Raw genomic sequence first — 22746 nt, 5'->3', positions numbered from 1 at the left:
CGGACTTGGAGGCGACTTCGCGCACCATCTGGGCGCCCATGTTCTCGAACTTGTCCTCGAGCTCGATCTCCTTGGCGACGGTGACGCCGTCCTTGGTGATGCGCGGAGCGCCAAACGACTTGTCGAGCACGACGTTGCGGCCCTTCGGACCGAGAGTGACCTTCACCGCATTGGCGAGGATGTCGACACCGCGCAGCATGCGGTCCCGCGCGTCTACGCCGAATTTGACTTCTTTGGCTGACATGACGATTTTCCCTGAGGTTCAATTCTTTCCACCCTTGGCGGGGCGCCCGGCAGGCGCTCTTCAGGGGTGAGTGGTGCGAGCGGTGGATTTAGGCGGCCTTCTTGCTGGAAGACACATCGGTGAGAACGCCCATTATGTCGCTCTCCTTCATGATCAACAGCTCCTGGCCGTCGATCTTGACCTCGGTGCCCGACCATTTGCCGAACAGGACGCGATCGCCGACCTTCACGTCGATCGGGATCAACTTGCCAGCCTCATCGCGGCCGCCGGGGCCGATGGCGATGACTTCCCCCTGAGACGGCTTTTCCTTGGCAGTGTCGGGAATGATGATACCGCCAGCGGTCTTCTCTTCGGCGTCGATGCGCTTGACCACGACGCGGTCGTGAAGCGGACGGAATTTCATGCAATCCTCCTAAGTATTTGCACGAGTTGAGGATTTTACGCTTGTTAGCAATCGCTACCCGCGAGTGCTAGCGCGGGCGGAGCTGAAATAGGAAAGTGTTTTTCGGGAGCAAGGGTCTGTAAGGGGTCCTGCTCCAACAAATACAGTACGGAACGGACAAATAATCTCAGTTCTTACACGACTGCGCCCTCTCGGGGGCGACGATCTACGTCAGTAATAAGCGCCGCATGTGTCCGCGCGGCTTCCTGGCCTCTTCTAGGACGGCTGCCGTTGGTCAGTGTCACTGGCGGAGCCGTGGGCGGACAGCACGCACGAACTGGGAGAAGTGTTGGCGGCGCTGGTTGGCTACATCGCCCGCGAGACGCGGGGAGATAATTCGCGAACGAACGGCAGCGGAACGCGAACGGTCGACAGCGTGGCATGAAATTCTTTCGCCGGCTCAACAAAAGCAGAGCCATCTAACGGAGACGTGCAGGAAAAAACCTCAAGGCCATAGTACACGCCGTCAATGTGGCGCATCCACGATCTTGCGCCTGGAGCCGCAATCGTCCTGAGGCTTGCTCGTGCAACCGAAAAGCATAAACCCAGCTAAGCCGGGCGTCTTCGGACGGCTTGGATGGCCCTCGTCATGACCAGGTTAGCTTGCGGCGGCGTAAGCTCGGAGATGATAGTGAGGAGATCCCGCACGGCTCTGCATCTGGTCGCGCTGCGCACCAAGGACGGCGTCGCGTCTCTGTCCGATCTGGTCCGGTCATCGCTGCGTTTGCGCCCCGATCGCATTCCGGTCGGGGAGGTGCGGGGCAGCGAAGCGTTGGAACTCCTCAAGGCCTAGGGCACCGGCCACCCCGGTGGGATCGGAACGATTCATGCCGGCACGGCGCTGGGTGCGCTCCGCCGCCTCGAACAGCTTAGCTGGGGGTGGCCTGACATACGGATACGCCGCGGTCACTGGAAGAAGTGGCGAAGGAGTCGTTGTCGAGACCGAGGCACAAGTGATCCGGCGCATCTTTCAGGAATACGTGGACGGCCGTACGCCTCGGGAAATCGCGCACGATCTCAACAACGAGAGGATACCACCTCCGCGGGGGACTATGCGCCTGGACATTGCGTAAAGCGGGCGGGACCGGAGGAGATCAGGCAGCTTAGCCGCGCAGATCTTGCTCGCTTGGTTGCAAATTCAGTCCTTGGACATGGAATCCGTCCGAGCCGCGATTCCGTGGGTTCGGTCGCTTCTTCCTGCAGGCGCTGGGCGTCTCCAGCGTCGCCGAGTCCGTGGCACCCGAAGCTTTCGCCTTACCTGGCAGTTCCGCCAGTACCTAATCGAGCCAAGCGCGGATCCGGAACGATACCATGCGCTGCAGTTACAGCTTCCAAACGGCATCTTGCTCTATGGACCGCCAGGATACGGCAAGACCCACGCGGTGGAACGCTCGTCGCCGTCCTCGGGAGACCAACCTTCAGGTTTGACCTAGCAAACTCGGAGGCCCCGCGTTCGAACAAGCGAAGCGTAGCGCGCCGTCGCTGCTGATCCTGGAGGAGATCGATGCCTTTCGTCGGTGCGCGGACCCTTGTCACACGACCGAAAGGTGGAGGACCTGACGGAGATCCACCGGATGCTTATACCGGACAGTACAATCGTCTTGCCCTCGTAGCTGCTGAACGGATCCTGGCCAGATATGAGTAGCGTTCGAGTAATTCGTGTTTCGTAAACAACGAGTCGATGTCGTTACCGAGCTGATCGGCCTTGCGGTTGCGCGCGAGAGTCCGTCGGCGATTCGATCGATGTGGTCTTGTTCTTGGCTATGAATAGGACGATGTGGCGAATCATGGCTGGCTAGGACTCGTGTGAGATGCAGGCTGATCGCAGGACTATCTTAATATCGTGCCAGCGATGGACGCCGCATGGTGCTCTGCGATTGCATTTTTGTCCCTCATAATGACGCTGGGAGGGCGAGGCGCTCAATGGTTTGAATGTGACGCGCAAGCAGATCGCAGGCTTGATCGATATTGCGCGATCGTAATGCTTGCAGAATCAAGCGGTGATCCTGATTGGAGCGCGGACGCCATCCGGCACTGCGCGCCATCGCGAACACCAGTCGCGAGTTTGCGAGTTGCAGTCCATCGAGGCAGGCGAGCAATCGAGGCATTGCACAGGGCGCCACAAGAGCGTGGTGAAATGTGCGATTCGCGATCTCGAATTCCTGAATTGTCTCCGCGTTGTCTGCTTCGATCAGGGCCAGCTCAATCCGCGCCAGATGGGCCGACGTGAGTTTCGGCGCGGCATTCCGCAGCGCGACCACCTCTAGCGCGGCGCGCATCTCGGCGATCTCCTTCACCGACTTCGCGTCGAGCGATGCAACGCGCACGCCGCGGCGGGGGGCGGCAACAACGAGATGTTGTGCCTCCAGTTGCCGAAAAGCCTCCCGCACGGGGACGTGGCTCGAGTTGAATTCGCGCGCGATATGGTCCTGCCGCAGCGGTGCGTCTGGTTGTAGCGCGCCGCTGATAATGCGGTGCCCGATCGAATGCGCAATGCGTTGCGCAGTTGTCGTGTTGTCGCTCAAATTCATCATAGATTATCTATCAGAAAACATCGTGCGTGGCGGCCAGACGTCAGTTAGCATACCTCAAGATGGAAGATCATAGATAATCACAAGGATTATCTATAGTTTGTAGAGGAGGCCTCGTGGCTCGGATGGTCCCAAGCGCGAAAACAGAATCGGACGACGGCTACATCGAACCCCTTCGCCACGACTGGACCCTTGGGGAGGCGGAGGCGCTCTACAACGCGCCATTCTCCGACCTGATGTTCCGCGCCCAGGCCGTTCACCGCCGCCGCTTTGATCCCAATCATCTGGAGACCGCGAGCCTTCTCAGCATCAAGACAGGCGGCTGCCCAGAGGATTGCGGTTATTGCTCGCAGAGCGCGCACTATGACACTGGGCTGAAAGCGACGCGGCTGATGGACAAGGCGGATGTGATCGCGGCGGCCGAGCGCGCGAAAGCGGCCGGCGCGACGCGGTTCTGCATGGCGGCGGCGTGGCGCAGTCCGAAGGACCGAGACCTGGACCAGGTCTGCGAGATGGTCAGCGCGGTGAAGGGTCTCGGAATGGAAACCTGCGTGACGCTCGGAATGCTGACCGCTCCTCAGGCGCAGCGTTTGCGTGAGGCCGGCCTCGACTTCTACAACCACAACGTCGATACCTCGCCCGAATTCTATGGCCAAATCATCACCACGCGGATCTTGCAGGATCGTATCGACACGCTCACAGAGGTGCGCGCGGCGGGCATCAAGGTCTGCTGCGGCGGCATCATCGGCATGGGGGAGCGCGTCGTGGACCGCCTAGGCATGCTGGTGCTGCTCGCCAATCTGCCGAGCCATCCGGAGAGCGTGCCGATCAATCTCTGGAACGAGGTCAAGGGCGTGCCGGTCATGGAAACCGCGGAACGGCCCGATCCAATCTCCCTCGCGCGTCTCGTCGCGGTCGCACGCATCCTGATGCCACAAAGCGTGGTGCGGCTGTCCGCCGGACGGCAATACATGAGCGACGAATTGCAGACGCTGTGCCTTCTCGCCGGCGCTAACTCGATCTTTATCGGCGACGCGCTCCTGACCACGCGCAACCCGCAGCGCGAGCGCGACGTGGAGTTGCTTGGGCGGCTCGGCATCAAATCCAGCCTCGACCAAGCGCAGCCGGTCAACACGCAATCTGCGCCGGCTAACAATAGCGTTCACAGCGATTGACGCCCAAACCGCGTCCGCCGACCTCGAGAGACGTTTTGAAGAATGTCAGGAAGAAGCGGGGCTTCGTGATTAGCGGCTGCCTGAGTGATTTGCGCAAGCACCCCTTCTACACGCGGGATTGATTAATGACTCCAACACGCGCGGACAAGGTGGCCACTTATCACGCCGCCCTGCGGGCCCTGAACGAGCAAGAGCGGCTGCGGCGTCTAGCGCCGCGTTCCGGCATTGATTTTGGATCGAACGACTATCTCGCGCTGGCGAGTGCGCCGCGCATGAAGAAGGCTGTGGCGGCGGCGCTGGAAGCCGGCACTCCAATCGGGGCCGGCGGGTCACGACTCCTGCGCGGAAATTGCGACGAGCACGAACGTCTCGAAGCGGAGGCCGCGCACCTTTTCGGAGCCGAGACGGCGCTGTTTTTCAGCGGCGGATATGTGGCGAATTTTGCCATCCTGACGACGCTGCCTCAACGGGGCGATCTGCTGGTACTCGATTCGCTCGTGCACGCGAGCATTCACGAAGGCGCACGGTCCGGACGAGCCGAGTTTCGCGAAAGCGCTCACAACGACCCGACGTCGGTCGAAAACACAATACGCGACTGGCGCGCGAAAGGCGGGACGGGCCGTGTCTGGATCGTGGCTGAAAGTCTATACAGCATGGACGGCGATTTCGCGCCGCTCAAGGAGCTTGTCGCAATCGCCGACAGGCATGATGCGTTTCTTTTGGTAGATGAAGCTCATGCCACTGGCGTGTACGGTGAGCAGGGAAAGGGGCTGACCGCCCCCTATGAAGGGCGCGAGAACCTGGTGGTCGTTCATACGTGCGGCAAGGCGCTGGGCGCCGCCGGTGCCCTCGTCACCGCGAGCAGAGTGCTGCGCGACTTCATGGTCAACCGTTGCCGTCCATTCATTTTTGCAACCGCCCCGTCGCCTTTGCTGGCTGTTGCCGTGCAGGAGGCGCTATCAATCTTGAAGGAGGAACCGGAACGGCAACAACGCCTGGCCAGCTTGGTCGCCTTCACACACCGGGAGATCCGCTTGCGCGGGGGCCGGAGTCCCTCCGTTTCCCAGATTGTCCCTTACATTGTCGGCGACAACGCGCGCGCCATGAAACTGGCATCGATGCTGCAGGCTCGCGGATTCGACGTTCGCGGAATCCGACCACCGACTGTGCCGGCGGGCACAGCTCGGCTGCGAATCTCCCTGACACTGAATGTCGGAGAGAATGATGTGCGTGCGTTGCTCGATGCCTTGATGGAAGAAACCGGAAGCGAGGCAAGATGGCTCGGCGATTCGTAGTCACCGGCACCGACACTGAGGTCGGCAAGACGATCTTTTCCGCAGGACTCGTCGATTTTCTTGATGCCTATTATTGGAAACCTGTCCAGGCTGGCCTTCGAGGGGAGATCGATTCCCAGGTCGTTGAACGACTGGCTGAACTTCCCGACGATCGGATTGTGCCAGAGCGGTATCGTCTTGAAGCGCCAGCCTCACCACATCTCGCAGCAGAACTCGATCGCCTTCACATCGACGCCACCGCACTCAATGTACCGGACACCGGGGATCGCCCGCTCGTGATCGAAGGGGCAGGCGGGCTGATGGTACCGCTCAATCGCAACGAACTCTATATCGACGTCTTTGCACGATGGCGGCTGCCAGTCATTCTCTGCGCGCGCACTGCCCTCGGTACCATCAATCATTCGCTGCTTTCGCTCGAGGCCTTGCACAATCGCAACATTGAAATTCGCGGTATCGCGTTCATCGGCGAAGAGAACGTCGACACCGAGAGCACCATTTGCAGGATCGGACAAGTGCGGAAGCTGGGCCGGCTGCCGTGCCTTGCTCCACTCACGGCCAACGCGCTTCGCGCGGCCTTCAAGGTCTCGTTCCATGGTGGCGATTTCGATTCATAATGTGCAAAGCAAAGTCGCGGATCTGGCATCCGTTTACCCAACATGCGCTGCAAGGCGAGATGATAAAGGTTTTGCGCGGCGAGGGTGCATATCTTTACACCGCGGATGACCGTCGCATCATCGATGCGATCGCGTCCTGGTGGGTTGTGACCCATGGCCATTGCCATCCATACATCGTGAGTGCCATTCAGAAGCAGGCGGAAAAGCTCAACCAGATCATCTTCGCGGGCCACACTCATGAACCCGCCGAAGAGGTTGCCTCCCTGCTTTTGAAACTTGCGCCCCGCGGCCTCGACTACGTCTTCTTCTCCGACAGCGGCTCGACCAGTGTGGAGGTCGCGCTGAAGTTCGCGCTCGGCTATTGGCGCAACATCGGCGAGTCGCGTTCACGCATCGTCGTGATGCAGCATTCCTATCATGGCGACACGGTGGGGACGATGTCGGTCGGCGCGCGTGGTGTGTTCAATGCGGCCTACGAACCTCTGCTGTTCGAGGTTACCTCAGTGCCGTTCCCGGCGCTGGGTCATGAACAGCCGACGCTCGACGCGCTCGAGGCCGCGTGTCGCAACGAAAATCCGGCTGCCTTCATCGTCGAACCCCTGATCCTGGGAGCTGGCGGGATGCTTATGTATCCTGCTTGGGTCCTAAATGAAATGAAACGGATCTGTGAGGCCTCAGGCGTCCTGTTCATTGCCGACGAGGTCATGACAGGCTGGGGGCGCACTGGAACATTATTCGCTTGCGAGCAGGCTGGTGTCACGCCCGACATTGCCTGCTATTCCAAGGGCCTCACGGGTGGCTCTCTTCCGCTTGCGGTGACGCTCTGCCGCGCGGACATTTTCGACGCACACTATTCGAAAGACCGAACCCGCACCTTCTTCCACTCCAGTTCTTACACGGCAAATCCGGTGGCGTGTGCCGCTGCCAAGGCGAACCTGGATCTCTGGTGCAACCATGAGACTTACGAGCGCGTGGCCTCCGTCGCTGCAATGCAGAAACACAAAATCGAGCCATTTCGCGCGGACGCACGCTTCGGGAATGTCCGTCAGACTGGTACTATCACAGCACTCGAGCTGAAGGTGTGCGACGAGGGCTACCTCGCCAATATCGGGCCGAGGCTGCAGGCGTTCTTTAGCGATCGAGATCTGCTGCTGCGCCCGCTTGGCAATACGATCTATGTCATGCCGCCGTATTGTGTCACGTCGGCGGACCTCGAGGAAATCTACGCTGCAATTAACGATGCAGCCGATGAGCTGGTCTAGAAGAAGGCCGGATCGGTCGTGGATCGCGACAGCCTGTCGGCGAATCTTCCGAAGCCATTGGCCACGCCCGCATGACCCAACACACCGGCCGAGAAAGTCTTCGTCTGGTGATCGCGCAACCAAAAGGAATTTCCATCCGTCGCCGCGCCATTTTCGAGGAATCGATTTCTTTTTTTCTCCCGAGGTTGACAATTTTCTTCCATGCTCCCTAGGAAGTACCAAGTGCGTAAAGGCTCAACGGTGTTTCAAATGAGAAAAGTACTCTCTGCTAAGCAGTCGGCGAGTTGGTTGACATCAAAGCCTTGCCACTGCGCACCGCAGAATGGAACTGAGGTCGTCGACGCAATGGGGACCAAATGAGCCACGTTTCGCAGCAGCCGGTCGAGCGCATCACGATTCCCATGCTGCAGCGCTGGAAGCAGGACAGCCGGCGTCTCGTCATGACGACTGCCTACGACGCGGTTGCGGCGCGCATCGCGGATCCTTCCGTCGACATCATTCTCGTTGGTGACAGTGTCGGTAACGTTTGCCTTGGATTTGAAAACACGCTGCCCGTAAGCGTGGCGATGATGAACCATCATCTGGAAGCCGTTGCACGCACCAAGCCTCGTGCTTTGCTCGTCGCCGATATGCCGTTTCTTAGCTTCCACCTCAGCGTCGAAGAAACCATACGCAATGCCGGCGGATTCCTGCAACGTGGCGCAGCCGCGGTGAAGCTCGAGGGCGGCGGCAAGCGTATCGAGATGGTACGTGCCCTTGTCGATTGCGAGATTCCCGTGATGGGTCATCTGGGTCTTATGCCCCAGAGCGTCAATGTCATGGGCGGCTTCAAGGTGCAGGGCCGGAAAGCGGACGAAGCGCTGCGGCTGCTCGATGATGCTCACCGTCTGCAGGAGGCCGGCTGTTTCGCTTTGGTGTTGGAAGGCATTCCGGCCGAGCTTGCTGCTCGAGCAACCGATTCCTTGACAATACCAACGATCGGAATCGGCGCCGGCCCGGACTGTTCAGGGCAGGTGCTCGTGTTTCACGATGTGCTGGGCCTGACCGAAGGTCGTCGCCCCAAATTCGTTCGCGCCTATGCAGAAGGCTTCCAGCAGTTGCATGATGCGCTTTCGCGCTGGGCCGCGGATGTCCGCAGTGGTGCATTCCCGGCAGCGCAAGAGTCCTATCGACTTCCTGAAGGTGTCGGCGAGGCAATTACCAACTGGGCGCCATCCAACCCAACCTGATGTAGAGCTCGACATGCAAACAATCACGACGGTCGCTGAGCTTCGCCGCACTCTCGCAAAATCCCGCAGTGCCGATCAACGGGTCGGATTCGTGCCGACAATGGGCTATCTCCACGATGGCCACCTGGCGCTGATCGCGGCGAGCCGGGCGCAATGCGACGTCACCGTCGTCAGCATCTTCGTCAACCCCACTCAGTTCGGACCAAACGAGGATCTCAGCACCTACCCGCGAGCCTTCTTGCGCGATGAGGGACTGTGCCGCGATGCCGGTGTTGCGATCCTCTTTGCGCCGGATGCACAGGAAGTCTATCCGAGCCATTTTGAGACCTTCGTTGAACCGGGCGACCTCGCGAAACCTCTGTGCGGAGCCTTCAGGCCTGGACATTTTCGCGGTGTCGCGACTGTCGTATGCAAGTTGTTCAACATGGTGCAGCCCGACGTCGTGTTTTTTGGCCAGAAGGATTTTCAGCAATGCGCAGTCGTGCGCCGCATGGCGGTCGATCTCAATCTCCCGATCGAGATCGTCGCCGTACCAACCGTTCGCGAACAGGATGGGCTCGCGATGAGCAGTCGCAACCGGTATCTCAGCAAGGAAGAACGTCAGCGGGCCCTTGCGATCAATCGTGCACTAACCGCCGCGCTGGATGAATTTCGCTCAGGAGAGCGCAACGTAGAAAAGCTGATTGCGATCGCCAAGGAGCATTTAGAGGCAGTTGACCGACTGCAGTATCTTGAACTTGTCGACGGTGACACGCTCAACACCGCCGACAGTCCACTGCGACGCCCCGCGGCGCTTTGTGCGGCAGCCTACGTCGGCCCGACCCGGCTGATCGACAACGTAATGCTGGCGTTGCCAACTCCGTAGCGCAATGCGTAGCCAAACAGTACCCAGCATATTGAGCTTGAAGAAGTGCTCCAGGCAACTTTTCCGACAGACGTGTCGACCTGGTAGCAAAGGGCGAACTCCGAACCGACGTTGTTCAGCGAGTTAGCGATGCGATAGGGGATGCTTGCGGAATATTGTGGGACCGAGAACTTTGCGTCTGGCAACGTCACAGGTTTCGCGCGGCTGCGACCAGCGACCGTTTCGACAAACCTTGGTATAGTGTTTTGCAGCCGATGCTATATTACCCACTTACCCTTGTACAGTTGAGCACCCGTCAGGTTCGTTTGTACTTTCGATGTCGAACCTGGATCATTCGATCGACGGGTCGGCGCGAAGCCTGAACTGATAGCTTGCTAGAAGTCAGTGCGTTCCAATCAGGTGTGAGGACGAACATCTTGAGTCGGACCTTTGGCCGATTGCACGCAAAAAGCCAGGGGCTTCATCTTAAGAAGGTGCCCACTATTCGAGATCGCGATCAGCGATCAGAACAGCGGAGCCAACATTCATTCAAGCGACGAAAATGGAGAAGCGGAGGATTGGGCACGCTATGCTCATGAACGTGTGAGCCCTTAGAGTAGCCGATAATGCTTCCCTCATACTACGGGCTTTAGCGCAGTTGCCGCATTGCTGATCATTGCCGTAGCGCAAGTTGCTGGCGAATTTGCATCCCCCTCTTGAAATGCGAGTCGAGATGGCATTTACTGAGCTTTTCATCAAACGTCCGGTATTGTCTATCGTCGTCAGTTTCCTGATCTTGCTGATCGGTTTTCGCGCGGCCACCGTACTGCCGATCCGGCAGTATCCCAAGCTATCTAATACGGTCGTCAATATCACGACTTCCTATCCTGGCGCCTCCGCCGACATGATCCAGGGGTTCATCACCACTCCCCTGGAGCAGGCAGTCGCTTCCGCCGAGGGCGTCGACCACATCAATTCCTCATCGGTGCTCGGTACCTCGACGATCCAAGTCTACATCAAGCTGAATTTCGATCCCAACGAGGCGCTCACCGAGGTTCTCTCCAAGGTCAATTCAGTCAAATATTTAATACCGAAAGAATCAAACGATCCGGTCGTCACTAAGTCGACCGGTCAGGCCACCGCCGTCATGTATATCGCCTTCTCCAGCGAGGAACTGACGGCCAGCGCGATCTCCGACTACCTCTCGCGCGTCGTGCAACCCGTTATGTCAACCGTCGACGGCGTCGCAGCGGCAGACATCCTGGGCGGCCAGAGTTTTGCGATGCGGCTATGGCTCGATCCAGCGAAAATGGCAGGGCACGGCGTGTCGCCGGCTGACGTTTCGGCTGCAATCGCCGCTAACAACTTCCAGGCCGCGGCCGGCCAGACCAAGGGCTATTTCACTATCTCTGATGTTACGGCAAACACCGATCTGCGGAGTGTCGATGACTTCAAGCGCATGATCGTCAAAGCCAATGACGGTGGCTTTGTGCGCATGGAGGACATTGCAGTAGTCGAGCTTGCTGCGCAGACCACAGACACCAGCGTCGCAATGAACGGCGAGCACGGGGTCTTTATCGGCGTTCGGGCGAGCCCGCAAGGCAATCCGCTAAACATAGTGCGAGGCGTTCGGGCGCTGTTTCCAGAAATGGAGCGTAACCTGCCGCCGTCACTGAAGATGAAAGTGGCCTACGACTCCACCAAATTCATTCAATCGTCGATCGATGAAGTGGAGAAGACGCTCATCGAGGCCGTCGTGGTCGTGGTGGTGGTAGTCTTCCTGTTCCTGGCCTCGCTGCGGTCGGTCATCATTCCTGTAGTCACTATTCCGTTGTCGCTCGTCGGTGTCTGCAGCATGATGCTGGCGCTGGGGTTTTCATTCAATCTCCTGACTCTCCTTGCGATGGTTCTCGCGATCGGTCTCGTGGTCGATGACGCGATCGTGGTGGTGGAGAACATTCATCGCCATTTAGAAGAAGGTGCGCTGCCCCTACAGGCTGCTACAAGGGGCGCGCGCGAGATCGTCGGCCCCGTTGTCTCCATGACGATTACCTTGGCTGCGGTATATGCCCCAATCGGATTTCTCGGCGGCCTCACCGGTGCGCTATTCCGCGAGTTCGCGTTTACGCTAGCGGGAGCGGTGATCGTGTCGGGCGTGATCGCTTTGACGCTGTCGCCGATGATGTGCTCGCTCTTCCTGAAACGCGCTGAGGAGGGGCGGTTTGCAAGACTTGTGAACCGCGGGTTCAGCGCCATGACACGATGGTACGGCCGCAAGCTCGACCGCTCGCTCGACTATCGTCCGATTACCGGCCTGTTTGCGCTGACCATGCTGGGCCTCGTCGGCTTTCTCTATATGCATACTTCCAAGGAACTCGCACCCGAGGAGGATCAAGGTATCGTATTCGCTCTAACCAAGGCGCCGAAATACGCCAATATCGACTACCTCGACTATTACGGTACCAAGATCGAAAACGCGTTCCAGAAATTTCCCGAGACTGATTTGAGCTTCGTGCTCAACGGCGTTAGCGGCCAGCAGAGTGGCTTGGCCGGCATGTTGCTCAAGCCATGGGACGAGCGCAAGCGATCATCGATTGCGCTAAAGTCCCTTGTCCAGGCCGAGCTGTCCAAAATCGAAGGCATTAACGCGTTTGCCTTTAGCTTGCCGCCGCTTCCGGGCGGTTCGGATGGCCTACCAGTGCAGATGGTGATCAATTCGACGCTTGGCTTCCAATCCGTCTACGAGCAGATGTCGAAGCTGAAAGATGCCGCGCGGAAGAGCGGTCTGTTCATGGTGAGCGACTCCGACCTCGAGTTCAACCAGCCGGTGGTACGAGTCAAGGTGGATCGATCCAAGGCCAACGAGCTTGGCATCACCATGCAGACCATCGGTAACGCGCTCGCCACCTTACTTGGCGGAAACTACGTCAACCGCTTCAATTTACAGGGCCGCTCCTACCAGGTGATCCCGCAGGTCCCACGCGAGGAACGCCTGGCGCCGCAAGCCATCGGGAGCTATTATGTGAAGACAGCGACGGGCTCGATGCTCCCGCTGTCCACCGTAGTCTCCATCGAGACTGCGACCGATCCGAACGCGCTCACCCACTACAACCAGCTCAATTGCGCAACCTTTCAGGCCGTGCCGATGCCAGGCGTCACGATCGGTCAGGCTGTGGACTTCCTGGAAGCTGAGGCAAAGAAACTGCCCGCAGGCTTCAGCCACGACTTCCTCGCCGACGCCCGCCAATATGTGCACGAGGGTAACCAACTGGCGATTACGTTTGCATTTGCACTGATCATCATATTCTTGGTGCTTGCGGCGCAGTTCGAAAGTCTGCGCGATCCCCTCATCATCATGATCAGCGTCCCAATGGCAATCGTCGGCGCCTTGATCCCGCCATTCTTTGGCTGGGCGACGATGAACATCTACACCCAGATCGGACTGTTGACACTGGTCGGGTTGATTTCCAAGCACGGCATCCTGATGGTTGAGTTCGCCAATGAGCTGCAGCTCAAGGAGAGACTTGACCGTCGCTCGGCTATAGAGATGGCGGCGCGCGTCCGACTGCGTCCAATCTTGATGACCACGGCGGCAATGGTCACGGGCTTCATACCCTTGTTGACGGCAACGGGAGCTGGCGCCGCGAGCCGCTTCTCGATCGGGCTCGTGCTCGTCGCTGGCATGTCTGTCGGCACGCTGTTCACGCTCTTCGTGCTGCCGGCGGTCTACGTCGCGATCGCGTCCGATCACCGTGCCGATGCGAGCTCCGGCCGCGCGAAGATCGCCCCCGAGCTCGACCTCACCGGCGCTGCTGATGCCCAGCTGGCCAAGCAATGACGATAGAATCAATCTAGGTTCGCTCAGTGTGGCTGCGATCGCCTCACGCTCACTTGCGCATCGAGATCTTCACGCCCGTGGTGCCGAGCTTGCCGAGCATCAGGTGCACCGACACGATCATTCTGTCCCTGATCCTGCTGCAAGCTGCGGGTTGGCGCCGCCCTGTCGAAGCAAGCTGGCTGATCGGCCTGCCATTCGGGTCGATGCTGGGCATCCTCTATTTGGTGACGACTATCTCCGGCCCTCCCTTAGCGATGCTGTTTAACAACCAGGGCCTGGTTAAACACGAGTTTCGCGCCGGCCTAGCCCTGGTTCGCGTGGCGGAATCGAGCGTGACCGCCTTCGTCTATTATCAGCTCGGCTTGTTCCCGAAAGCGGCAGCTTGCTCTATGTTTTCATGCCCAGTGTTATGCTTGGCATCCCTCTGGGGTCCTACCTCATTCGCCGGCTTGATCCGGAGATATTTCGACGCATCTGCATGAGCTTTGATGCGGGCGTCGGTTTGTCACAGGTGCTGATCGAGCTCGATCTAGTGCAGAGCGCCTGGGCTTATAACGTGAGGGCGGCGGCGATACTGATGGATCTGTGCCTGCTACACTTGCTCCTTACCACCCACAGCCCGATTTGATCAGAGCGACGGGCTCGGCGAACTGCGGATATAAGCGCTTGAACGATGCCGGCGGGCACCTCGGTATCGAATGCGCGCGCGTCGTGGACCTGAGCGACGCCGCTCTCTTCCGCGGCGACAATGATGGCATGTAAATCTGGTTGATTGCTCTATGACAGCCCAGCGCACCGGTGCCGGGGAATTCGGGATCACAGGACAGCCCTAAACTTTTGGAGGTTGATCTTGTCGCCATGCCACTCGCCGTGGCTGTGGTTGCCGGCGGCAAACGCGCCAGACAAACGGATCACTCGAGACACGGCACAGCGAGCGCGACGTGGGGAACCACCTAGCCGCCTGAAACCAGGAATAATCGAATATCAAAAGTATCGGGCCGACATTGACGGCTTGCGCGTGATAGCGGGCTTGTATTGATCTTGTGAGTCAGCGCCGTTACTCGTGATGAGAGCTCCCGATTTTACAAAAGCTGTCGGAAAACCTACGGCGTGTTCGCGCCAAGTACACAGTGGCGTCGGGCGCCGTTGGCTTTGCAGGCTTTGTAGGCTTTGCGACAAGGCCATAGTGAGCGTTGCGCCTCCAGCCGTCGCAGACCAGCAAAAACTATCACCCCATGGCTAGCTCATCCGGGAAAGAGTAGCCGAAACACCGCATCACGGACTCGACGATCACCCCTACTTGTCGTTTGCTCAGTGACGTAGTCCAGTTTTTGTGACGGCATTGCATTTGCAGGGCTAAAGAATGTCAACTTGAGGCCATCATTGTCGATCGCGCCGCTTGCAGGCGACGCACGCAGGATGACGGGCGTCGCGCTCGCGAGCCCGTTCTCTCAGGAGCGCCCGTGATACCATCCGCTAATTGGTCTGCCGGCCTGCTTGGGACACGGCTCGCATTTTTTGTGGCCGGAGTCGGTCTCGCGGCCTGGGCGCCTTTGGTGCCACTCGCCAAGGAGCGGCTCGCGGTGGATGACCGCATGCTTGGTCTTCTGCTGCTCTGTCTCGGAACGGGATCCGTCATCGCTATGCTTTTGACCAGCGTGTCGAATGCGCGGTACGGCAGCAAGCCCATTATCCTCGCGGGTGGACTTGGACTCGCGATCACCCTGCCGTGGCTTGCAATTGCCGACACATTTCTCGGGCTCGGTGCCACGCTGTTTGCTTTCGGCGCTTCACTCGGCTCGATCGATGTAGCCATGAACATTCATGCGATTGAATTGGAGCGCGCCACCGGCCGTCCATTGATGTCTGGCTTCCACGCCCAGTACAGCATTGGGGAATTCACCGGCTCTGCCGCCGTGACGTCGTTACTCTCGCTGCAGCTTGGCCCGCTTTTTTCGACGTTGGCTTGTTCGGCGTTAATGACGATCGCGATTGTGTCGGCCTGGCCGGGGTTGCTCGCGACGGGTTCGAGGCAGCAGGGGCCATTGTTTGTCTTGCCCCATCGCAGTGTGTTGCTAATAGCTGTGCTCGCGGCTATCACCTTTCTTGTCGAAGGTGCAATGCTCGATTGGAGCGCTTTGCTTCTCGTTGAACGAGATCTTCTCGCGGAGGCGCACGGGGGCATTGGTTGTATGCTCTTCTCAATCGCAATGACCGCAGGGCGTCTCAGCGGAGATGCCGCGGTGGCGCGAATCGGCGACCGTGCCACATTGATGCTCGGGACTCTGCCGATCGTGACAGGCTTCTTGGCTGTGGTGGCCGCGCCCGTTGCGTTGATTGCTATGGCGGGGTTCCTGCTTATTGGATTGGGTATTTCAAATGTTGTACCCATACTATGTCGACGCGCCGGCAAACAGACAGTGATGCCAGCAGGCGTTGCGATCGCGGTCATCACGACAGTCGGCTACGCGGGTATACTCGTCGGGCCTGCCAGCATCGGGCTCGCCGCACACATGTTTGGCTTGCCCTTGGCGTTCGGGATGTTAGGCGCGCTCATGTCCATCGTTACGCTGTCGGCGAGGATAATGATGACAGACCATCGCTAAGCCGTTGGTCGAGAGGAAGGGGACACCAGCACGCTCCCGGCTAATGATCGTCCACCGGTCGGCGTCTAGCGGCTTAGAGTCGATGAGATCTCAACTTGATGGCAGCAGGTGTCGATGATGGCCATTCTCCTTTTCCTGCAAGTCGATTGGCGGCGTCATAGCTAGGATACACCGCGTCACTCGGGTTCTAGACGTCCAACTGAGCGCGTTGTTGACAATGAACGCTTGTCAACTGCGAAGCAAAATTGGTTGTTACGTGAGCGGCAAGTCCGCTAGGCTGGACGTTCACCGATGATTGATACGTAGGAGTGGTCCGTTATCGGGAACAGGCAGATCACTCTGCTGCCGTCCATCGCTGTCGACGCGATACGCCCGGTATGCCAGCTGAATGCCGTCCTCAAGAGAGGTCGTGGCGCGCCAGCCGAGCCCGGACAGCCGCCCGACGTCGAGCAGCTTGCGCGGCGTGCCGTCCGGGCGCGACGTGTCGAAGCTGATCTCACCGCGAAAACCGACGGCGGCCGCGACCATGAGTGCTAGCTCGGCGATGCTGATGTCCTCGCCGGTACCGATATTGACCAGTTCCGGCGAGGAATAGGTCTTCATCAGATGGATGCAGGCGTCGGCGAGATCGTCGACATAGAGGAATTCGCGGCGCGGCGTGCCGGTGCCCCACACCACGACGTTGCCGCCGCCCGAAATCTTGGCCTCGTGAAAGCGGCGGATCAGCGCGGCGACGACGTGACTGTATTCGGGGTGATAGTTGTCGCCGGGGCCGTAGAGATTGGTCGGCATCACGCTGATGAAATCGGCGCCGTACTGGCTGCGATAGGCCTCGGCCATTTTGATGCCGGCGATCTTGGCGATGGCATAGGGTTCGTTGGTCGGCTCCAGCGGGCCGGTCAACATCGAATCCTCTCGCAGCGGCTGCGGCGCCAGGCGCGGATAGATGCAGGAGGAGCCGAAGAACATTAGCTTCTCGCATCTATTGGCATGGGCCGCTTGGATCACGTTGCTCGATATCGCCAGATTGTCGTGCAGAAACTCGGCGCGCAGCGTGTTGTTGGCGACGATGCCGCCGACCTTGGCGGCGGCGAGGAACACGGCCTGCGGCCGCTTCGCGGCAAACCAGGCATTCACCGCGGCCTGGTCGCGCAGGTCGACCTCGCTGCGCGACACCGTCAAGAGATCGGCCTGTTCGCGTGCCAGCCGGCGCATCAGCGCCGCGCCGACCATGCCGCGATGGCCGGCGACGAAAACCGTCTTGCCCTTCAGCTCAAACGCCGTGCTTGCCATTGGCTGCGTCCTGCCTGGCTTGGACGAGATCGCTGGCGACCATTTCCTTCACCAATTGCGAGAACGGCGTCTTCGGCGCCCAGCCGAGTTTCGCGCGCGCCTTGCTGGCGTCGCCGATCAGGAGATCAACCTCGGTCGGACGGAAATAGGCCGGATCGATCTGCACCAGGGTCTTGCCGGACGCCTTGTCGAGGCCGACCTCCTCGACCCCCTTGCCGCGCCATTCGATGCTGCGCCCGACCTCGGCAAACGCCAGCTCGACGAACTCGCGGACCGACCGAGTCTCGCCGGTCGCGAGCACGAAGTCGCCGGGCTCGTCGACCTGCAGGATCCTGTGCATGCCCTCGACATAGTCGCGGGCATGGCCCCAGTCACGCTTGGCATCGAGATTGCCGAGATAGAGCGTGTCCTCGATCCCGACCTCGATGCGGGCGACGGCCCGGGTGATCTTGCGCGTCACGAAGGTCTCGCCGCGGACCGGGCTCTCATGGTTAAACAGGATGCCGTTGCTGGCGAATATACCATAGGCCTCACGGTAGTTCACTGTGATCCAATAGCCATAGAGCTTGGCGACGCCGTAGGGCGAGCGCGGATAGAACGGCGTGGTCTCCTTCTGCGGAACTTCCTGCACCAGGCCGTAGAGCTCGGAGGTGGAGGCCTGGTAGAACCGCGTCTCCTTTTCCATGCCGAGGATACGGATCGCTTCCAAAAGGCGCAGCACGCCGATTGCGTCGGCGTTGGCGGTGTATTCCGGGCTTTCGAAGCTGACGCCGACATGGCTCTGGGCGGCCAGGTTATAGATCTCGGTCGGCCGGATCTGCTGCACCAGCCGGATCAGATTGGTCGAATCCGTCATGTCGCCATAGTGCATCAGGAACGGCACGTTGCCGGCATGCGGATCCCGGTAGAGATGATCGACGCGCGCTGTGTTGAACGAGGACGACCGGCGCTTGATCCCGTGCACGGTGTAGCCGAGACCGAGCAGATACTCGGCGAGATATGCGCCGTCCTGCCCGGTGACGCCGGTGATCAGCGCAACGCGCCGCTTTGAGTCCTGAGCCGCCATGGTTTCTCTTAGTTGCGCCGGAAAGAAAGCCTCCCTGTGAAACGCTATTGCGAAGCCGTTTCTCGAGAAATCTAGATGCGCAAGCGCGCCCCACCCGCAATTAGAGGAAAGCGATCGTTAGCTCCAGTCATACACATCATGCAGGAATGCACACTATATACATTGATTTATATTGGACTGGAGGGTGCCAACCCATTGAGCTTCAAAAAATGAAAGTCAACTAACCCTCGCAACCTGCCTGATATCCGCGATGATCCTAAGCGCGCGAGATCGATGGCAAACGCCGTTACGCGCCCGGCCGCGCGTGCCCCCGGGCTGATATTTCCAATGAGATGGAAGCCGACGGTCTGTGTTCCTTATCTATCCTGAGGCGCATGTCTGCATTCGCGTGGTCTCGTCATGGCTTGGGAGAGCGATGGGCTGAGGCCGCAGTCGTCAATGCATTTGTCGGAATGACGACATGCAAGCCAGCACACAGTCAAGCCTGCGCATCAATTCGTAATCTACAAAGCGCCCGTACCGTTAACTTCCGAACAGAACAGCCGGCCTTGGCGGTCGACTCATCAACCGTGATCAGCGCCTTTGCCAATATCCAACTCGCGGCAGGCAGTGGACCGTCGACGCAAGACAAAATGAGAAAGAGTAGCCAACGTTGGTATAGATAATCGAACGTATCGATATCAAGAGTTTACGTTCGTACAATAGAGCTTCGACGCCAATCGTTTAGTCTCGACGACCGTAACTTGCTTCGGTCCGAGTATGATGAGCCTCTTAAACCCGCGTCGGCGAAATGTTTCCTGTGACAAAGGACAATTCACGCTAGAGCGGCTGCGCAAATGTATGGGCAGCAGATCATGTAGAAGCCATGGGCAGGTTTCCTCTTTCTATGTCCCCAATGGAGCGCAGCCGAGACGGAACGTGAGCCTCTCGAAGGGTCTATCAGTGAGGCGGAAAGACTCAGTTACTGCCACATTCACGGCCGCTCGGTTCGCCGGCGTCGCTGCTCACCTTCTTGGAAATGTGAGCTGCAAGTCGTGAAATGGCTCATCAGTGATGATGAGCGAACAAGACAAGATGCTTTGTCGTAGGATAATTGGCCCGCCGATCTGGTTCGAATGTCCTCAATCTATGGAGCCAGACTATTTGCGCGATATGTCCTCGCAGCGGCTTGTTGCGACGCCGACAGCTATTGTCGCAACCGACCGAGTCTGTTTGTGCCGTGATTGGATGTCGCGCCACCCTGCAAGCGCACCTGCATATCTGGCTCTCTTCGAAGCGGTCACGCTTTTCGCGGCCGCATTGCAGTTCGTACTCAGATAGGCAGCCAAAAGCGGAATGTAGCCAGGCGAAGCGATGATGGCTGAAAGAGATCTAACTCACGCTTGTGAATGCGGCGGCGATAGCGCCGGCCGCGACAAATCCCGAACTTGACATCTGTTATCATCGGGCAAGCGAATTTCATAACGGGGTTCCTGTGAGGGGGAACGTCGGGCTTCTTTAACTTGGGCAGCATTGATCCATATGTGTGGAATTGTCGGCATCTTGGGGCGTGGCCCGGTCGTTGGGCAGTTGGTCGCGTCGCTCAAGCGATTGGAATATCGTGGCTACGACTCCGCAGGCCTCGCTACTCTCGAAGGTCTCCGTATCGAGCGGCGACGCGCTGAAGGTAAGCTGAGAAACCTTGAGGAGCGGCTGCGCTATTATCCGCCGTCGGGTCGTACCGGTATCGGTCACACCCGCTGGGCGACTCATGGAAAGCCGACCGAGAGCAATGCTCATCCGCATGCGACGGAAAATGTAGCGGTCGTTCATAACGGGATCATTGAGAATTTCAGCGAGCTGCGAGCCGAGCTGGAGCGGAATGGAGCCCATTTTGAATCAGAGACGGACACCGAGGTGGTGGCACATCTCGTCGAATCTTATCTCAAGAATGGCTACTCGCCGCAGGATGCGGTACAAGCGTCGCTGCCCCGGCTGCGCGGTGCCTTCGCGCTGGCATTCCTTTTCAAGGCGCACGACGATCTTTTGATCGGTGCGCGTAAGGGGTCGCCCCTTGCGATCGGACATGGTAACGGCGAAGTGTATCTAGGATCGGACGCGATCGCGCTCGCGCCTTTGACCGACACCATCACCTATCTTGAAGACGGTGACTGGGCCGTTCTTACGCGCACGATGTGCGTGATTTATAGCGCAGACGGCTCCGTCGTCCAGCGGGAAACATCAAAGTCTGGCGTATCGTCACTCCTTGTGGACAAAGCGAATTATCGCCACTTCATGGCCAAGGAAATCCACGAGCAGCCGACCGTGGCCGGCAAGACATTAGCGCATTATCTCGACATGGCGGCCAAGCGCGTCGCCCTGCCGCTCACATTGCCGTTCGACTTTAAATCCATTCAGCGCATCTCAATTACCGCGTGCGGCACGGCGAGCTATGCCGGGCACATCGCCAAATACTGGTTCGAGCGGCTGGCGCGCTTGCCTGTCGAGATCGATGTAGCGTCCGAGTTCCGCTACCGGGAGGCGCCTCTGCGCCGGGGAGATCTCGCCATCGTCATCTCGCAGTCGGGCGAAACCGCTGACACACTGGCTGCGTTGCGATACGCCAAGGGGCAGGGCGTGCACACGATATCTGTGGTCAACGTCCCGACCTCGACGATTGCGCGCGAGAGTGAATCCGTTCTGCCGACGCTGGCGGGGCCAGAAATCGGCGTGGCTTCCACAAAGGCATTCATCTGCCAGCTGATCGTATTGGCGGCGCTTGCCGTCTCAGCAGGCAAAGAGCGCGGTAAGCTGTCTGAGATCGATGAGTCGAAGCTCGTGCGTGAGCTTATCGAAGTGCCGCGGTTGATTGCTGCGGCGCTGTTAATCGAGCCGCAGATCGAGAAGCTCGCGCGTTATATCGCTGACTCGAGGGACGTGCTCTATCTCGGTCGCGGCACATCGGCCCCCCTGGCATTGGAGGGCGCACTCAAGCTGAAGGAAATTGCCTACATCCACTCAGAAGGTTATGCCGCCGGCGAGCTCAAGCACGGACCGATCGCACTGATCGATGAGGCCGTGCCTGTGGTGGTGATCGCGCCTTACGACGAGGTCTTCGAGAAGACCGTCTCGAACATGCAAGAAGTTGCCGCTCGGGGCGGCAAGATCATCCTGATCACCGATGCTAAGGGTGCTTTGGAAGCGACAGTGGACACACTCATGACCATTGTGCTGCCGGAGATGGTCGCAAGCTTTACGCCGATAGTCTATGCCATTCCGGTTCAGCTCCTGGCTTACCATACCGCCCTAGTAAGGGGCGCGGACGTGGATCAGCCGCGTAATCTAGCAAAATCGGTGACCGTCGAATGAGGCCGCAGTGTTAGTATCGGAGCATTGAGGCCTCGGCGTCGAGCCATTGGGCTCGCGTTTGGTCGCGTCGATTTCGTGGGGACGGAACCGGACAAGTTCTCGATCTTGCCGTGTCCGAAGTTGCTTGTAGCTGCCGTATGGTTGCGCGACTCAGGCCGTGCTCCGCTGAGCGGCGAGACGACGACGTCACTATGGCATGGGCGAGCTCAGAAGGAGAACGATCCCGACATCAACAGGTCAATCATAGACCCATCCAGCTAAAGAGCAGATTCCGTCGTGCTTGCGTCATCACGTCAGGACACCAATGGCAGCGAGCGTTACCTTCCTGGCATTCGACTGGAATGGTCGATAACAATCGGGAATTAGTCGCCCGTTAAGAACGATTTCAGCGGTGATTGGTCGCTGAGGGCAGCGATGATGGTGGTCAGGAAGAGACGCCAAAGAGTCCTCAGCCAGGCGAGGATGCGGCGGAAGTTATGCCCGACGGCGGAGAGGATGACGCTGGCGGCATCGCTGGACCGGTGAAGTACTGAAAATACGGGTCGTGGAGCCAGCGCTCGCACCCCCTCATCGGACAGGCCGTAAATGTGCTTGAGCAGCAGCAGCCCGATCACAAAGCGGGTCGCGATCCCGGGCCGGCCGTTCTCGCTGTACAGCGGCGCGATCTCGCCGTCGATCCAGTTCCAATCGACCTTGCCGGCGAGCTGAAGCAGCGCGTGCTTCATATTGATGATCTGGTCCAGCCTGGCCCGGAACAGATCGCCCGATCCCCTCGTCCTGTGCTTCTTCGGTCGCATCGCCACCTCCGATGCGACGACGGAATCATGGCTGCGATTCGACGGAATCCCGAAATGAAATTGCAAGTCCGATGCCCGGTGCACCAAAACCCTGCATTCGCAAACCAGCCCACACGACAAAATGCGATTCTAGCTCAATCGCTTAGCCGTTCTCCACGGACG

Annotated in this window: 16 protein-coding genes and 2 pseudogenes; 12 read left to right on the top strand and 6 right to left on the bottom strand. The window is 59.0% G+C overall.

What is annotated here, in order from left to right; all coding sequences use genetic code 11:
• Together AAE027_RS35300 and groES are read right to left on the bottom strand one after the other, a co-directional pair.
• On the bottom strand, positions 1-244 hold a 244-nt coding region (locus tag AAE027_RS35300), incomplete at its 3' end, for a TCP-1/cpn60 chaperonin family protein (protein ID WP_370990515.1).
• An 88-nt stretch (positions 245-332) separates the two neighbouring features.
• Positions 333-647 carry a co-chaperone GroES gene (gene groES / locus AAE027_RS35295; RefSeq protein ID WP_091881514.1) on the bottom strand — a complete coding sequence of 105 codons (315 nt, stop codon included), beginning with the start codon at positions 645-647 and terminating at the stop codon, positions 333-335.
• 688 nt (positions 648-1335) lie between these two features.
• On the opposite strand from groES, the pseudogene AAE027_RS35290 reads away from it, so the two are divergent.
• Both AAE027_RS35290 and AAE027_RS35285 read left to right on the top strand, forming a co-directional pair.
• A pseudogene (locus AAE027_RS35290) lies at positions 1336-1557 on the top strand (ATPase, T2SS/T4P/T4SS family); the annotation flags it as partial.
• Entirely contained in the window at positions 1514-1759 is a 246-nt protein-coding gene (locus AAE027_RS35285; RefSeq protein ID WP_370990514.1) for a recombinase family protein, read from the top strand. The pseudogene AAE027_RS35290 and the gene AAE027_RS35285, both read left to right, overlap by 44 nt.
• An 819-nt stretch (positions 1760-2578) precedes the next feature.
• Here the strand turns inward: AAE027_RS35285 and AAE027_RS35280 are convergent.
• Entirely contained in the window at positions 2579-3217 is a 639-nt protein-coding gene (locus tag AAE027_RS35280) for a GntR family transcriptional regulator (protein WP_085964263.1), read from the bottom strand.
• Positions 3218-3342: 125 nt separating this feature from the next.
• Between AAE027_RS35280 and bioB the strand changes: the two genes are divergently transcribed.
• The 9 genes from bioB (at position 3343) to AAE027_RS35235 (ending at position 16080) form a co-directional block, all read left to right on the top strand.
• On the top strand, positions 3343-4392 hold the full coding sequence (gene bioB / locus AAE027_RS35275; RefSeq protein ID WP_370990516.1) for a biotin synthase BioB: 1050 nt from the start codon (positions 3343-3345) through the stop codon (positions 4390-4392).
• 125 nt (positions 4393-4517) lie between these two features.
• Positions 4518-5687 (top strand): 8-amino-7-oxononanoate synthase, encoded by a 1170-nt coding sequence (locus tag AAE027_RS35270; protein ID WP_018322489.1) that lies wholly within the window; start codon positions 4518-4520, stop codon positions 5685-5687.
• A complete protein-coding gene (gene bioD / locus AAE027_RS35265; protein ID WP_091881524.1) occupies positions 5669-6301 on the top strand; it encodes a dethiobiotin synthase in 633 nt (210 codons plus the stop codon). The genes AAE027_RS35270 and bioD overlap by 19 nt, the downstream gene beginning before the upstream one ends.
• Positions 6301-7563: an adenosylmethionine--8-amino-7-oxononanoate transaminase gene (locus tag AAE027_RS35260; protein ID WP_130219849.1), complete on the top strand. Its 1263-nt coding sequence runs from the start codon at positions 6301-6303 to the stop codon at positions 7561-7563. The genes bioD and AAE027_RS35260 overlap by 1 nt, the downstream gene beginning before the upstream one ends.
• A 356-nt stretch (positions 7564-7919) precedes the next feature.
• Positions 7920-8792: a 3-methyl-2-oxobutanoate hydroxymethyltransferase gene (gene panB / locus AAE027_RS35255; RefSeq protein WP_130219850.1), complete on the top strand. Its 873-nt coding sequence runs from the start codon at positions 7920-7922 to the stop codon at positions 8790-8792.
• Positions 8793-8805: 13 nt separating this feature from the next.
• Complete coding sequence (panC, locus tag AAE027_RS35250) at positions 8806-9657, top strand: pantoate--beta-alanine ligase (protein WP_370990513.1); 852 nt, start codon at positions 8806-8808, stop codon at positions 9655-9657.
• 712 nt (positions 9658-10369) lie between these two features.
• On the top strand, positions 10370-13474 hold the full coding sequence (locus AAE027_RS35245) for an efflux RND transporter permease subunit (RefSeq protein ID WP_370990512.1): 3105 nt from the start codon (positions 10370-10372) through the stop codon (positions 13472-13474).
• 53 nt (positions 13475-13527) lie between these two features.
• Entirely contained in the window at positions 13528-13956 is a 429-nt protein-coding gene (locus AAE027_RS35240) for a hypothetical protein (protein WP_370990511.1), read from the top strand.
• Between the two features lie 1113 nt (positions 13957-15069).
• Complete coding sequence (locus tag AAE027_RS35235; protein ID WP_370990510.1) at positions 15070-16080, top strand: MFS transporter; 1011 nt, start codon at positions 15070-15072, stop codon at positions 16078-16080.
• 285 nt (positions 16081-16365) lie between these two features.
• On the opposite strand, the gene AAE027_RS35230 is transcribed toward AAE027_RS35235, so the two are convergent.
• Positions 16366-17373 (bottom strand): GDP-L-fucose synthase family protein, encoded by a 1008-nt coding sequence (locus AAE027_RS35230; RefSeq protein ID WP_370990509.1) that lies wholly within the window; start codon positions 17371-17373, stop codon positions 16366-16368.
• Entirely contained in the window at positions 17354-18439 is a 1086-nt protein-coding gene (gene gmd / locus AAE027_RS35225) for a GDP-mannose 4,6-dehydratase (protein ID WP_370990508.1), read from the bottom strand. Before gmd ends, AAE027_RS35230 begins: the two co-directional genes overlap by 20 nt.
• A 1521-nt stretch (positions 18440-19960) precedes the next feature.
• Here gmd and glmS point away from each other — a divergent pair.
• On the top strand, positions 19961-21787 hold the full coding sequence (gene glmS / locus AAE027_RS35220; RefSeq protein WP_370990507.1) for a glutamine--fructose-6-phosphate transaminase (isomerizing): 1827 nt from the start codon (positions 19961-19963) through the stop codon (positions 21785-21787).
• A gap of 517 nt (positions 21788-22304) precedes the next feature.
• Here the strand turns inward: glmS and AAE027_RS35215 are convergent.
• A pseudogene (locus AAE027_RS35215) lies at positions 22305-22584 on the bottom strand (transposase); the annotation flags it as partial.
• Positions 22585-22746: the final 162 nt, after the last annotated feature.

Origin of the sequence: Bradyrhizobium sp. DN3 (assembly GCF_041357655.1) — a bacterium.
GTDB lineage: Bacteria > Pseudomonadota > Alphaproteobacteria > Rhizobiales > Xanthobacteraceae > Bradyrhizobium.
This window is presented reverse-complemented; position numbering and strand designations above follow the sequence as displayed.

Bases quoted from the DNA above. Each gene is read 5' to 3' on its own strand.
- groES (WP_091881514.1), bottom strand. From the start codon at position 647: ATGAAATTCCGTCCGCTTCACGACCGCGTCGTGGTCAAGCGCATCGAC.
- AAE027_RS35285 (WP_370990514.1), top strand. From the start codon at position 1,514: ATGCCGGCACGGCGCTGGGTGCGCTCCGCCGCCTCGAACAGCTTAGCT.
- AAE027_RS35280 (WP_085964263.1), bottom strand. From the start codon at position 3,217: ATGAATTTGAGCGACAACACGACAACTGCGCAACGCATTGCGCATTCG.
- bioB (WP_370990516.1), top strand. From the start codon at position 3,343: ATGGTCCCAAGCGCGAAAACAGAATCGGACGACGGCTACATCGAACCC.
- AAE027_RS35270 (WP_018322489.1), top strand. From the start codon at position 4,518: ATGACTCCAACACGCGCGGACAAGGTGGCCACTTATCACGCCGCCCTG.
- bioD (WP_091881524.1), top strand. From the start codon at position 5,669: ATGGCTCGGCGATTCGTAGTCACCGGCACCGACACTGAGGTCGGCAAG.
- AAE027_RS35260 (WP_130219849.1), top strand. From the start codon at position 6,301: ATGTGCAAAGCAAAGTCGCGGATCTGGCATCCGTTTACCCAACATGCG.
- panB (WP_130219850.1), top strand. From the start codon at position 7,920: ATGAGCCACGTTTCGCAGCAGCCGGTCGAGCGCATCACGATTCCCATG.
- panC (WP_370990513.1), top strand. From the start codon at position 8,806: ATGCAAACAATCACGACGGTCGCTGAGCTTCGCCGCACTCTCGCAAAA.
- AAE027_RS35245 (WP_370990512.1), top strand. From the start codon at position 10,370: ATGGCATTTACTGAGCTTTTCATCAAACGTCCGGTATTGTCTATCGTC.
- AAE027_RS35235 (WP_370990510.1), top strand. From the start codon at position 15,070: ATGCTTGGTCTTCTGCTGCTCTGTCTCGGAACGGGATCCGTCATCGCT.
- AAE027_RS35230 (WP_370990509.1), bottom strand. From the start codon at position 17,373: ATGGCAAGCACGGCGTTTGAGCTGAAGGGCAAGACGGTTTTCGTCGCC.
- gmd (WP_370990508.1), bottom strand. From the start codon at position 18,439: ATGGCGGCTCAGGACTCAAAGCGGCGCGTTGCGCTGATCACCGGCGTC.
- glmS (WP_370990507.1), top strand. From the start codon at position 19,961: ATGTGTGGAATTGTCGGCATCTTGGGGCGTGGCCCGGTCGTTGGGCAG.